At 70.5% G+C, this 12548-nt stretch carries 11 protein-coding genes and 1 pseudogene; 5 read left to right on the top strand and 7 right to left on the bottom strand.

The window, feature by feature from the left end; genetic code table 11:
- Window positions 1–47: 47 nt before the first annotated feature.
- Window positions 48–596: a hypothetical protein gene (locus ABZV78_RS02420; RefSeq protein WP_355634988.1), complete on the top strand. Its 549-nt coding sequence runs from the start codon at window positions 48–50 to the stop codon at window positions 594–596.
- 313 nt (window positions 597–909) lie between these two features.
- On the opposite strand, the gene ABZV78_RS02415 is transcribed toward ABZV78_RS02420, so the two are convergent.
- Both ABZV78_RS02415 and ABZV78_RS02410 read right to left on the bottom strand, forming a co-directional pair.
- Window positions 910–1683: a hypothetical protein gene (locus ABZV78_RS02415; RefSeq protein WP_355634987.1), complete on the bottom strand. Its 774-nt coding sequence runs from the start codon at window positions 1681–1683 to the stop codon at window positions 910–912.
- A gap of 685 nt (window positions 1684–2368) precedes the next feature.
- Window positions 2369–2701 (bottom strand): YciI family protein, encoded by a 333-nt coding sequence (locus ABZV78_RS02410; RefSeq protein ID WP_355634986.1) that lies wholly within the window; start codon window positions 2699–2701, stop codon window positions 2369–2371.
- Between the two features lie 207 nt (window positions 2702–2908).
- Here ABZV78_RS02410 and ABZV78_RS02405 point away from each other — a divergent pair, with 207 nt between their 5' ends.
- Window positions 2909–3469, top strand: a complete 561-nt coding sequence (locus tag ABZV78_RS02405) for a hypothetical protein (protein ID WP_355634985.1) — start codon at window positions 2909–2911, stop codon at window positions 3467–3469.
- Between the two features lie 221 nt (window positions 3470–3690).
- Window positions 3691–4554 (top strand): aldo/keto reductase family oxidoreductase, encoded by an 864-nt coding sequence (locus ABZV78_RS02400; protein ID WP_355634984.1) that lies wholly within the window; start codon window positions 3691–3693, stop codon window positions 4552–4554.
- A 26-nt stretch (window positions 4555–4580) separates the two neighbouring features.
- Here ABZV78_RS02400 and ABZV78_RS02395 read toward each other — a convergent pair whose 3' ends face one another.
- The 4 genes from ABZV78_RS02395 to ABZV78_RS02380 all read right to left on the bottom strand — a co-directional run bounded on the left by ABZV78_RS02395 (window position 4581) and on the right by ABZV78_RS02380 (window position 9450).
- Complete coding sequence (locus ABZV78_RS02395; protein ID WP_355634983.1) at window positions 4581–7055, bottom strand: FtsX-like permease family protein; 2475 nt, start codon at window positions 7053–7055, stop codon at window positions 4581–4583.
- On the bottom strand, window positions 7052–7777 hold the full coding sequence (locus ABZV78_RS02390) for an ABC transporter ATP-binding protein (protein WP_355634982.1): 726 nt from the start codon (window positions 7775–7777) through the stop codon (window positions 7052–7054). The genes ABZV78_RS02395 and ABZV78_RS02390 overlap by 4 nt, the downstream gene beginning before the upstream one ends.
- On the bottom strand, window positions 7774–8388 hold the full coding sequence (locus ABZV78_RS02385; protein WP_355634981.1) for a PadR family transcriptional regulator: 615 nt from the start codon (window positions 8386–8388) through the stop codon (window positions 7774–7776). Before ABZV78_RS02385 ends, ABZV78_RS02390 begins: the two co-directional genes overlap by 4 nt.
- Window positions 8389–8523: 135 nt before the next feature.
- Window positions 8524–9450: an NAD(P)-dependent oxidoreductase gene (locus ABZV78_RS02380; RefSeq protein ID WP_355634980.1), complete on the bottom strand. Its 927-nt coding sequence runs from the start codon at window positions 9448–9450 to the stop codon at window positions 8524–8526.
- 343 nt (window positions 9451–9793) lie between these two features.
- Here ABZV78_RS02380 and ABZV78_RS02375 point away from each other — a divergent pair, with 343 nt between their 5' ends.
- A complete protein-coding gene (locus ABZV78_RS02375) occupies window positions 9794–10702 on the top strand; it encodes a DMT family transporter (protein ID WP_355634979.1) in 909 nt (302 codons plus the stop codon).
- A gap of 576 nt (window positions 10703–11278) precedes the next feature.
- On the opposite strand, the pseudogene ABZV78_RS02370 reads toward ABZV78_RS02375, so the two are convergent.
- Window positions 11279–11827 (bottom strand): annotated as a pseudogene (locus ABZV78_RS02370) (GNAT family protein); the annotation flags it as partial.
- 47 nt (window positions 11828–11874) lie between these two features.
- On the opposite strand from ABZV78_RS02370, the gene ABZV78_RS02365 reads away from it, so the two are divergent.
- Window positions 11875–12462, top strand: a complete 588-nt coding sequence (locus tag ABZV78_RS02365; protein WP_355634978.1) for a TetR/AcrR family transcriptional regulator — start codon at window positions 11875–11877, stop codon at window positions 12460–12462.
- Window positions 12463–12548: the final 86 nt, after the last annotated feature.

Genomic DNA, 12548 nt, shown 5'->3' with positions numbered 1-12548 from the left:
GGCTGCGATCGTCCCAGCGGCCGCGGTGCGAGCGTATGGTCGGTGCCGTGGTAGGGGCGGGGCATCGATACCGCTACGTCGGCCCGGCAGACGTGCGGGCCTCGGTCGCGGACGCCCCCGAGGGCTGGCCGATCCGATCGCCGGCCGAGCTCGGCGCCTACCTGGCGGCCGCCGATCTACGCGACCGTGAGGAGCCGTTCACGTACGTCATCGACCCCGCCGGGAGCTTGCGGCTCGCGCCGAGACACAGCGAGCACGTCGCCTGCGCCGGCGGTGGGGAGGTCCTCGGCGCGGGGGAGATCGCCTTCGCGGGCGAGCGTGGCGGCTGGATCGTCACCGAGGTGAGCAACCACTCCACCGGCTACTGCCCCGATCCCACCTCATGGGTGGCGGTGGCGGGCGCCCTCGACCGGGCGGGTATCGACCGTCCGGAAGACTTCACCGTGGCCGTCGTCTTCCGACGCTGCCTCGACTTCGGCGAGCGCAACCTCGTCCGCGACGGCGACTACATCTGCGCGCTCTGCGGTGCCGAGCTGCCGGAGGATGTGGAACCCCGGCTGACGGCCCAGCCGTCGACCGACCAGCGTCCGTGCTGACGACAGGAGCCGGCTGATCGAGAAGCGCTCCTTAGGTGCCCCTTCGAGGCCTGTTCGACCGCAACGCCGGTGAGACTAGAACCCCCGAGGATTACGCCGAGACAGGACGTATCCGCGATAAGAGCAGAGTTCCTGCCATGCCTCTTCATCCACCGCCCTGAAGTTTCTGCCTCTGGCCTGGCAGATCCTCCGCCACCCGTTGCTGCTCGCCAGGTCCTCCGCATCTATAGAGCCGCTGTTGATCGCGCGAACGATCTCGCCGTCGGACGCCAAGCTCAAATCCACTGATCTGTCCCTTCTGCCCTCTACTTGCTTAGCCCTGTCTCCACGTGCTCGATGCATGGTTCAGGAGGGTTGTGGCCAGCAGCTCCCGAGATGCATCTACGGACTTCTTCAGCGGGCCGCAGACGCCGTGGTCGGATGCCTCCCAGACATTCCTCATCAGCCTGCGGACCTTTGGAATCGCGTACAGGTGCTCAAACCAGGCGTCGGCGACCCTGTTCGCGCCCGTCGTGGAGTAACGCTGCTCGCGTTTGTGCCAACCAAGTCGATAGGCACTGCCCTGAGAAAAGGAGGACACGCTCACTAACTCATCTTCCATGTCAGCGATCTCCCTTCCGTCGTCAACGCTTCCGCGAATGAATGAGTGTTGGCTGAGGCTCCTGTTCTCCCACATAGATCGCTCGGGGCCGATTGACGCTGCAGCGGTCTGCAAACTCACGCCGGGGAGAATGCCTCGCCATCCGAGCCACGGATCATATGTGGGCTGCTGAAATCCTGCGAAGCGATGAAACGGGTCGTCCTGGTGAAAGTCAGTCACGATGCAGTTGGTGCGGACGCCGAACAGGAGGAGCGCCGGTGTATCGAAGACGTAGAAGACCGATCCCTGCTTCCGCCGCCGCTCGGCCGCGTCCCGAGCAGACGCTTGGTCTGAGAACATTGCGGCGTCACCCTGGTAGCTGCGGATCCACGTTGAGTGCCATCCGTTCCGGCCCTCAAGGAGAAGAGTGACTCGCTTGGGCACAATGCCTACGAGTACGTCATTCTCCTCGCCATCCTTCGGCCACAGGTATGGGCTGATCCTCACCCGCATTCTCCTCGACGGTGGATCTTGGTGTCGGCGTGGACGCGGACGTTACACCGCGATGAAGGCCTTCGTATCCTGCAAATGATCGAGATCCTCCGGCCGGATGGGCCAGCGCGAGGTCCGATGGCAGGAGGCCGACAAGCCCGAAGGTGCAAGGAACCCTGGTCCTGGCCCTCAGCCCGCTTCAACCGGCAGGTGTCGTAGCCGCGCTGACGAAGCAGCGGAGCGAGGGCCCCGGGTGATGCCGCCGAGGCGGAGGGTGCGCTAGTCAAGACAGGCCATGCCCTCGGCCAGCAAGTCCGCCCGTCTTGCAGGCGACCGCCGCGTGCGGGACGTGTCCCATGCGGCGTAAGAACCCCTGGATTCCTAAGAAACACTAGGGAGTCGGGATAGGCTGATCTTGCCGACGGGTTCCTGTCAGGTCGGGTTACCGCAGCTCGGCCACCTGACAGAGCAGACCGGCGCGGCGCGTTTGGGGCCTCGAGTCGCCGACACCCCCAACCGAGCCCCCAATGCCACACCCAGCCGAACCCTCAAACGCGCCGACAACCTGCGCCGACGCGCCCGACCCTCGGCGGCGGTCCAGGTGTGCACCTGGACCAGGTTGCCCCTCGCGGTCCCACAGGCAGGCCGAGTGCACACTGCACCCCGTCGACCGGCGGCCGCGGCCACCACCACCTCGGCCTTACGGTACCTCCCGCAACGGCCACACCTCGACGACTCCCTGCGCGACTGCGCATGGCGTCCTCGACGCGATCTGGGTGGCTTCCTCCAGCGTCTCGGCCTCGATGATCGCGAATCCGGCCACCGGCAGGGCGGAGGACAGGAACGAGCCGCTCTGCACGGTGATTCCGGCGCCGTTGATGTTTCGCACCTGTACGGGGGAGTCGGCAATACCCATCACGGTCCCGGCCTCGCGAAGACCCATGTCATGGGCGTGCGCCTCGTCGAGTACCGCGGCGTCGGTACTGTCGTAGCCTTCCTGGTCCCCGTATCCGATCGTCACGAATCTCGCCACCACAGGCTCCCTTCTGGTTGCCACGGAAATCGTCACTCCCTTCAGTGCCCATCGTGGCCACGGCGAACCAGGACCGCGGCCTCGCCCGCCACCACCACACCTGAAATCCCTTACGTACCAGGCTCTTTAGATCCACAGACCCGGTGATGGGGCGGCGGGCGAACGATCATGGCACGTACGGTGTGGGCCGACTCGAAGGAGATTCGGATGGCCGTCCGACCGGGGCGCAAGCCCAACAAGGTGCGCTTCTTCGTCATGTTCGCCGGACTGATCGTCGTCGGCCTCGGCCTGGTCTACGGGCTTCATTTTGTGGCGAACCCGTGGGCCCTGGCGCTGCCGGGCAGGCCGGCGCTGACGGGCTACTGGCAGGGCGTGGTGGCGTACGGCCCCGGCGATGACCGGCGGGTCGTGCTGCACCTGACCGACGACGAGCCCAGCGCGACCGACCGCTGCGGCGACTGCCCCGATCTCCGGGGTGGCATCAAGGTCTGCCAGGCGGGGCGGGCCGAGACCTACGAGATCTGGGGGGACCCGCTCAACTACCGCGGCACCCGCTTCTCGCTGCACACCCGCTCCGAGGACGACGGGCCGGGCCAGCGCCTGAACGAACTCGACGGCGACTGGGGCGGCGACCTGCTCCGGATCCGGACGTCGTTCACCACGCTCGCCGCTGATGGCACGGTCGCCGCCGGATCCGGTTCACCGACGGCTTCGTTCGACATGACCCGGGCCGACGAGGCCGACTTCGACGACCCTTCGTGCCGGTGACGGCGAGTCCACAGCGCCGCCTGCTCCAGTGAGCTGCGTCGGTCCGCAACCGGAGGCAGCACATGGCGGGAATCTTGTCCCCCGGCACCCGGAGCATGATCTTGCCGGGCGGCGGCTGCCAACGGTCCGCGCGCGACGGGACGTTTCCCCGGCCGGCGCGAGGGTTTGCCGGCTCCGTCGGCGGGAAGCTTGCGGATTTGCACAAAGAGAGAGGAATTCCCGTGGCACTGACCAGCCTGCCCGGCGGCACGTTCCGCATGGGGGATCTGACGGCCACCCGGATGGGGTACGGCGCGATGCAGCTTGCCGGCCCGCACGTCTTCGGCCCACCGGCCGACCGCGACGCGGCCATCGCCGTGCTGCGCGAGGTCGTCGACCTGGGCATCAACCACATCGACACGTCCGACTACTACGGCCCGTATGTCACCAACGAGATCATCCGGGAGGCCCTGCACCCGTACCCCGACGACCTGCACATCGTCACGAAGGTCGGGGCGCTGCGCGACGCCGAGGGCAACTGGCCGCCGGCCCTCGCCCCGGATCAGCTCCGCCAAGCCGTACACGACAACCTGCGCCGCCTCGGCCTCGACGTGATCGACGTGGTCAACCTGCGCGTCGGCGGGTTCGACCGGCCCGCCCCCGGCTCGATCGAGGAGCCGTTCACGGTCCTCGCTGAGCTGCAACAGCAGGGGCTGATCCGGCACCTCGGGCTCAGCACCGTCAATGCCGAGCAGGTCGCCGAGGCGCAGTCCATCGCGCCGGTGGTGTGCGTGCAGAACTTCTACAACATCGCCAACCGCGACGACGACCCGCTCGTCGACTCCCTCGCGGCGCAGGGCATCGCCTACGTGCCCTACTTCCCGCTCGGCGGCTTCACTCAGCTGCAGTCCGAGGAACTGAACGCCGTCGCGGCCCGCCTGGAGGCCACCCCGCTGGCGGTCGCGCTGGCGTGGCTGCTGCACCGGTCCCCGAACATCCCGCTCATCCCCGGCACCTCATCCGTCGCGCACCTGCGTGAGAACGTCGCCGCCGCCGCGCTGACCCTTTCCGACGACGCGCTGACCGAGCTGAACATCATCGCTTGACGGGGCCAGCACCCGGATCCGGGCAGCTAGTCGAGCCTGCGGCGGCCCAGCCATCGTGGTTCGCGGCCGGCGAGCACCCAGCCTGCGACCGCGGCGAGCACCGGCAGCCCGAGAATCGTCGCCGCCAGGTGCGCGATCGGCACGTCAGTGAGCGCGTCGAGGTCTCGGTGCAGCACGCTGGCCAACCCGACATACGCGCCGACGATGCCGAGGAGGGCACCGAGCAGCGCGAGCGCCCCGGCGGTCGTGGCCGTCAGCGTGCGCCGTACCCGCCTGGGAGCGCCGGTCGCGGTCAGGGTGCGTAGGTCGCCGGCCGCTTCGCCGCGGATGAGGCCGACGGTCATGGCCAGGATGCCGAGGGCGAGTAGCGCCCCGGCGGCGACCGCCCCGGTCCGCAGCGACCCGAGCGAGGCCCGCTCGTGGCGGGACTCGATGGTGAAGCCGGCGCTGGCGGCAAGGTTCTGTGCCGTGGTCAGCTCCTGCTCGGTGAGCGGGTGGTCCGCCTCGACGAGCCAGCCGACCCGCGCCGGCTGCCAGCCGTGGCGGGACATCATGCTCGCGGTGACCATCGAGTTCGGCATCGAGGAGTAACGGGCGCCCGGGAGCGCCTGGGTCTTCGGGTACACGCGCCGTTCGGGGATGTTCACCAGCTCGAGTGCGCCGGTGCGGACGGTGAGCACCTCGGTGTCGGCCGCCACCGCCGCACTGTCCAGCCGGTAGAGCCGGAGCAGTTCCGGGGTGGCGACGTAGAGGGGATACGTCGTCATCTGCTGGCCGTCGGCAACCGGCGTGCCGATCTCGACGGCGGGATGGCCGGGCTGGCCTCCGGGCTCGCCCGGATCGGTGTAGGAGGCGACCACCGCCATGTCGAGCGGGGTCACCGTGGGCGTGCCGAGGTTGCCGGCCATCGTGTCGACCTGGGCCTGCAGGCTGGCCAGCTGCTCCGGGGTGCGTACCGGGATCACCGGGCTGGGCCGGCCGATGCGGACCAGGAGCTGGCCCTCGGCCAGATTGCCCAGACCCGCAGCCTGCTTGGCCTGGTATTCGGCGGCGGCGGAGCCGGCGACCACCGCCACCGAGATCCCCAGCGCCAGACCGATCGCGGCGAGCGCAGCGCCGGCCCGGGCCTGGTAGCGGACCAGGTCGGTCAACGCCAGCCGGACGGCCACCGGCATCCCGCCGCGCGCCGCGGCCAGCAACCGGATCGCTGTCGGCCCGACGAAGAGCACACCGACGGCCGTGGCGATGGTGCCGGCGGAGATCAGCACCGGTTTGGTCCCGCCGGACAGCAGCAGGCAGGTGACACCGGCGGCGAGCAGGACCACGGCGACCACCGCGGTGCGCCGGGCCGGTCGGGGCCGTGGCGGCCGCGCCGACAACGCGCTCATGATCGGGGTACGCGCGATGGCCCGCGCCGGCCACCACGCGGCGGCGGTGGCGGTCGCCACGGCCAGCACCATCCCCGCGCCGATCGTCGCCCAGGGCAGGTCGAACCGGTCGATGCGGTGCCCGGCGGCGGTCTCCACCCGCTCGGCGACGAGCAGCCAGGCGGCGACCCCGACGGCGGTGCCGAGCACCGCCGCGACCGCGCCGACGACGGTGCCGTTGGCCAGCATCACCAGCCGCAGGTGCCGTCGGGTGGCGCCCATCGCGGCGAGCATGCCGAGTTGCCGCAGCCGGCGCTGCGCCACCACGATGAACCCGGCCGCGGCGACGAGCGACACCAGCAGCAGGCCGACGGTGGCCAGCGCCAGGGTGGAGGCGGCGATCACGGTACGGCTCGTGCCGGGCCGCGACTCGCGCACGAGGGGACCGTCGAGGGTCGCGCGGAACGCCTCCAGGTCAGCCCGGCCCCCGGTGACGAGGACGGTGACGGTCTTCGGTGGGTCGGCGTGCGCCGCGTCCACCAGGGCGAACTCGTCGGTCAGATCCCTGGGGTTCTCCACCATCCCGACGACCAGCCGGTTATGGCCGTCGAGGTTGATTCGCTTGCCGAGCCCGGTCCGCAGGGTGCGCGCCACCGCGTCGGTGAGCGCGACCTCGCCGGTGCCGGCCGGGTACCGCCCCTGCCGCACCGCCAGCATCGGTGCGCCGTACGCACCCGCGGGGTCCTGAGCCCGGACGTCGATCGGGTCGAACAGGCCCGGCACCTCCACGTAGCGGTGACCGATCGCCTCGATCGTGCCGAACCACCGCCGTGCGGCGGCGAGCCGGGAGTCCAGGGCGGCCGGGTCGCCGCCGTCGAGCTGCAGGAGGTGGTCGGCACGGCCGAACGTGGCGTCGCTGGAGGAGGCCATGTTGTAGGTCGCCGAGACGGCGAACGTGGCACCGATGACGGCGACCGTGAGCAGCGCGAGGGTGAGCACCTGTTGGCGCCACTCGCGGCGGAACAGCCGTACCGCCCACCGGATCACGGCCCGGCGGGCCGGCAGGCCGCCGCCCGGGGCGCGGCGGGGCGCCGGCCGGTCGGTGGCCGGCGGGGTGGCCGTGGTCGCCGTCACGGGGCCACGTCCCCGGCGAGCAGGGTGTCCGGGCCGACCGCCGGCGCGGTCTGGTCGACGACCCGGCCGTCCCGGAGGAACACCACGCGGTCGGCCCAGGACGCGAGTTGCGCGTCGTGGGTCACCATCACCCCGGCGATCCCGCGCTTGCAGGCCGCGCGCAGCATCCGCATGACCGCCTCGCCGTTGGTCGAGTCCAGCGCGCCGGTGGGCTCGTCGGCGAGCAGCAGGCGACGGTCGCCGACCACCGCGCGGGCGATCGCGACCCGCTGGCGTTCGCCGCCGGACAGGTCGTCGGGGAAGTGGGCGGCCCGCTCGGCCAGCCCCAGCTCCTCGAGTACGCACAGGCCGGCGGCGCGGGCGGCCCGCGCGCCGACGCCGTCGAGTTCCAGCGGCAGCGCCACGTTCTCGACGGCGGAGAGCCCGGCGAGCAGATTCAGGTCCTGGAAGACGAAGCCGATGGACCGGCGGCGCAGCCTCGCCCGCGCGTCGGCGGACATGGTCGACACGTCGTCACCACAGACCAGCACCGCACCGTCGGTCGGCTCCTCGAGGCTTCCGGCGATCGTCAGTAGGGTGCTCTTCCCGGAGCCGCTCGGCCCCATGATCGCCACCAGCTCACCGGCGTCGACGGTGAGGTTCACCTGCCGCAACGCGGGTACGGCGGCGTGGCCCGTGCCGTACACCTTGGACACCTGGCGCATGCTCAGCACGGCGCTCATCGGCGGGCCTCCTCGCGTGCCGGCGCGGATTCCGCCGGTCCGTCGATTGCGGGATCGGCTGGCTTGGCCCGGTCGCTCGCCGCCGCGCCGGTGGTGGGTGTGGCCGGTAGGCGGCGTAGCCGGGCGTCGGCCGCGTCGAGCCAGCGGACGACCGACTCGAGCCGGAACAGCTCCGCGTCGACGACGAGGCCGAGCGCGATGTCCTCGGGGTCCGCCTCGACCTTGAGGTGGGTGTACCGCTGCATCTCCTCGACCAGGCGCCGGCGGTGCACCTGGAGGATCTCCCGTACGTCGACGCCGGGCATGCGTACCGCCACCTGCACCTTGATGACGAGTTCGTCGCGTGGTGGCGCCGTGGCGTCGGGTGGGGTCCGCAACCACGTGTTCAGTTCCTTCTCGCCGCCGGCGGTGATCCGGAACCGTCGCTGCGCGCCGTCGCGCTCGTCCGACTCCACGAGCCCTTCGCGCTCGAGGCGTTGCAGCGTCGTGTAGACCTGGCCGACGTTGAGCGGCCAGACCTCACCCGTGCGGGCCTCGAACTCCTGCCGGAGTTGCAGGCCGTACTTCGATCCCTCGGTCAGCAGTGCGAGCAACGCATGTCGAATGCTCATGGTCCACCACCCAGCGTGAGTATACCGGGTATGATACTCAGTATTATCGCGCCGTCCAGCCACTTCTGACAGGAGCTGTCAGGTCACTGACGAGTTGGCGGTCCACATGCACTGACGACCCCTCGCGGCGGGCGTTCAGCGGCTCGCTCTCGCGATCAGCGGGATGCCCTCACGGTAGGTCGGCACCGCCGGAGCCCAGCCCAGCTCGCGCTTGGCCTTGGCGTTGGAGACGCGCATCGAGCTGCTCATCATCGCGTGGGCGTACGGGATGGGTCGCAGCATCCAGAGCGGGATCCGCCACGGCCGGCGCGCCCCGAACTCGGCAGCGAGGGTGTCCAGGTAGTCACCCCAGCGCACCGGCTCGTCGTCGACGATGTTGTACGCCTGCCCGGACCGCCCCTTCTCCAGCGCGGCCACGGTCGCCGCGGCGGCGTCCTCCAGGTAGATGAAGTTGGCGAAGCCGCCCCCGGAGGGCACCGGCAGCCGGCGCTTGCGCACCAGGTTGACGATCATGCTGGTCATGCGGTCCTGCCCGTAGAAGAACCCGTAGCGCAGCGCGACGCCCTCCATCTCGTCGGCCGAGAACACCTGCTCCTCGGTGGAGCGAATCGCCGCCACCGCCTCGCCGAGCTTGCCGCCTACCGGCTCGGCGAACGGGTCGTCCTCGGTGATCTCGCGCGGGCCGTGGTCGTGGTAGCCGTAGCCGAGCACGATCGACTGGGTGAGGAAGCGGTGGGCGCCGACCGCCCGGGCCGCCGCGAGCAGGTTGCCCGTTCCGGTGGTACGCAGGGCGTTCGTGCCCTGAAGCGCCTCGCCCATCTTCGTGGTGCCCAGCGCCGTCAACTCGTGGACGACCGCGTCGGCCCGTACGTCCCGTACGGCGGCGAGCAGGTTCTCGCGGTCCAGCACGTCGGCGACCACGGCCTCGGCGCCGGCGTTGCGCAGCCGCTCGGCGTTGGACCGGCTGCGGCTGATGCCGACCACCTGGTGGCCGGCGGCGATGAGTTGGCGGGTGAGGGGCGTACCGATCGCGCCCGAGGCGCCGGCGAGCAGGACTCTCATGGCTTCGGTCCCTTCCTGTAGGTCTCGCCCCTGTGGACGGAGTACCGGTCGGGTGTGTGATGACCGTGCGGTGTGTCGTCCCGCACAGCCGTCGTCGTCCCTGGTGGCCCCGACCCACGAGATGCGTCGGCTCGGTGCCCGGCGAAAACGGGTTCGCGGCGGTGCATAGGATCGGGTCATGGGCCGGACCTTCGACATCATCTCCCCGCCGCGCTCCTGAGCGGGGCGCCTCTGCTCATCGTGTCCGGCCGGTGTCGGCTGGACGCGCGGTTCACCCAGCGCTGAGTCCGGCACGCCCCGCTTCCGCGACCCCAATTCCTTTCGTCGCAGGAGCGATTTCCTCATGCTTGTCTCCGAACAACCGGTGGCTGCCGCCCGACGCTCCGCCACCGGCCTGTGGTCGCTTGTCTCCGCCGGCGTGCTGTGGGGCACCGGTGGCCCCACCGGCAGCCTCCTCGCCCACGAGACGGGGCTGTCACCGCTGGCGGTGGCGTCCTACCGGCTCGCCGTCGCCGGCATGCTCGTCATCAGCTGGCTCTGCCTGGCGCGAAAACCGCTGCCCCGCGGCCGGGAAGCCTGGACTCGGATGGCCGTGAACGCACTGCTCGCCGCGGTTTTCCAGGCCTGCTTCTTCGCCGCGGTGTCACTGACCAACGTCAGCCTCGCCACCCTGCTCACCATCGGCGCCTCGCCGGTCTTGGTCCTGTCCGCTGAACGGGTCGCCGGGCGGCGGGCCAGCGCGTCGATGCTCGCCGCGGTGGTGCTGGCCGTGGCCGGTCTGGCCCTGCTCGTCGGCACGCCGGCCGGCGGCATCACCACCACCGGGGCGCTCACCGGGGGCGGACTCGCGTTGCTGTCGGCCGCCGGCTTCGCCGCGATGACACTGATCGGCTCCCGGCCCGTCGCCGGTCTCGACGATCTCACCGCGACCGGCGTGAGCTTCGCCATCGGCGGGGCCGTGCTCGCCGCCGCGGCCACGTTGACGTCCGGCATGAGCTTCGTTCCGACCCTGACGTCCGTGGGGCTGCTGCTCCTCCTGGGCGCCGTGCCCACCGCGATGGCGTACGCCCTGTACTTCCGCGGCCTGCGCACCACCCCGGCCAGTACGGCGGCGCTGATCGCGCTGCTGGAACCACTCGTCGCCACACTCCTGGCCACCCTGTTCCTCGGCGATCGCCTGAGCGCGGCCGGGCTCGTCGGCGCTGGGCTGATCACCACAGCCATGGTGCTGAACACCCGCGGGCAGCGGTGACAGAGGGGCCCGGGCAGGACCAACAGGACCTGCCCGGGCCCCGGGTGTCACGACGCCGGCGCTTCCGCCAGAAGCGGGGACCGTCGTGGCCGTGTTCGGTCCCGTTCAGGCACCTGCCGTGGCCTGCCCGAGGGTCGGCTCGTCGTCCCAGGCCAGCGAGCTCAATCTCCAGCCCGACGGGGTCTTGACGAACTGGGTCGTCTTCACGCCCCGGCCCTCGAACCACTCGCCGTTGAGGTAGCCCGACTTGCGGTACTCGCTGAACCGGTGGGCGATCGAGCCGTAGATCTCGGTGGTCTCCGAGGTCTCCCATTCCCGGAACTCGGTCAGCGTCCCGTCGGTGAGGATCTTCTCGCGAGGTTCGACGAACTGGCGCAGGTCGTAGATAACCGGGGTCGCGCCGACGGTACTGATGATCATCCCTTCGGGGATGAACACCTCTTCGATCGCCTCGATGTTCGGCTTGGTGCCGCCCGGGTTGGCGAAGGCGCCCAGGAAGGTGGCCATCAGGCCGTCGAGTTCGGCCTTCACCTCCGCGGACATGCTGCCCCTGGTCGCAGGGCCGGGTTGGCCGGCGCGGCGGGCCCGCCACTCGTCGGCCAGCACGGCCCAGATCTCGAGATCGAGCCGTCCGCCTTCGCCGTCCGGGTAGACCTGGCGCAGCGTTCCGTCGCGGCTCATTCCCAGCCGCTGGGCGACCGCGATGCTGCGCGCGTTGCGCGATTTGGTGCGCCACTCGACGCGGGCGATGCCGCGTTCCTCGACGGCCCAGTCGATGATCCGCTCCGTGGCGCGGGTGATCAGGCCGTGGCCCTGTGCGTCGGGCTCCAGCCAACAGCCCGCTTCGCAGACGCCCAGCGCGCTGTCGAAGGAGACGAACATGACGCCGCCGACCAGGCGGCCGTCCCACCAGATGCCCCAGATGCCACCGCTGTCCTGAGCCCGCTTGTCCGCGTAACGCCGCAGTACCGCGCGAGCCCCGTCGAGGTCGCGGGCGACGAACGCGGGCGAGACCCACGGCAGGATGTGCTCGCGCGCCCGGTCCAGGTGGAAGAGGAACTCCTCGGCGTGCCAGGGCTCCAGCGGGCGCAGCACGGCCGAGTCGGTGAGGGGCAACGCGAACATCACAACCTCCGTACATAACAAACGTTTGGCATGTACGCTAACAGGCCATGACCCCCGCACGCACCGACCATGACTCCCGCCGCCAGGACGTCTCGGAAGCGGTCTGGCAGGTCCTGGCCGAGCACGGCTTCGGCGGACTCACCATGCGCGCCGTCGCGGCGGCCCTGGGCTCCTCGACCGGACTGGTCACCCACTACTTCGCGGGCAAGCGCGAGCTGATCGCCCACGCCCTCGACATCCTCGAGGTACGCACCGCGCAGCGCCCCCGGCAGGCCGCTCCCGCACCCGGACTGGCGGCGTTGCGCACGCAGATGCTCAACATCCTCCCGCTGACCCCCGACGCGGTGGCGATGAACCGGATCTGGGTCGGATCCTGGGACGTCGCCCTGTCCGACCCCGACCTGTTCGCCGCCCAGACCCTTCGCTACGAACGCGTCCGGGCAGGGCTGAGCGCCTCCATTGAGGAGGCTCAACGGCTGGGCGAGCTTCCCGACGGTGACTCGGGCCGGCTCGCGACGACCGTGCTGGCGTTCACTCACGGCCTGGTGGTTCAGGCGCTGTTCGACCCCGACCGGCTGCCGGCCGCGACGCAGACCCGACTCGTCGACGACTTCCTCGCCGCGTTCACCCGCTGAACCTCGACGCCCCAACACCGAAAAGTTGACGCGGAACGGGGCCAGGCCGCCGGAACGGTGCGGTTTGTCCACTGCGGCCGTCGCGC

This window comes from Micromonospora sp. NPDC004540 (assembly GCF_040610095.1).
Classification (GTDB): Bacteria; Actinomycetota; Actinomycetes; order Mycobacteriales; family Micromonosporaceae; genus Micromonospora.
The sequence above is the reverse complement of the archived record's forward strand: the minus strand, read 5'-3'. Positions and strand labels throughout refer to the sequence as shown.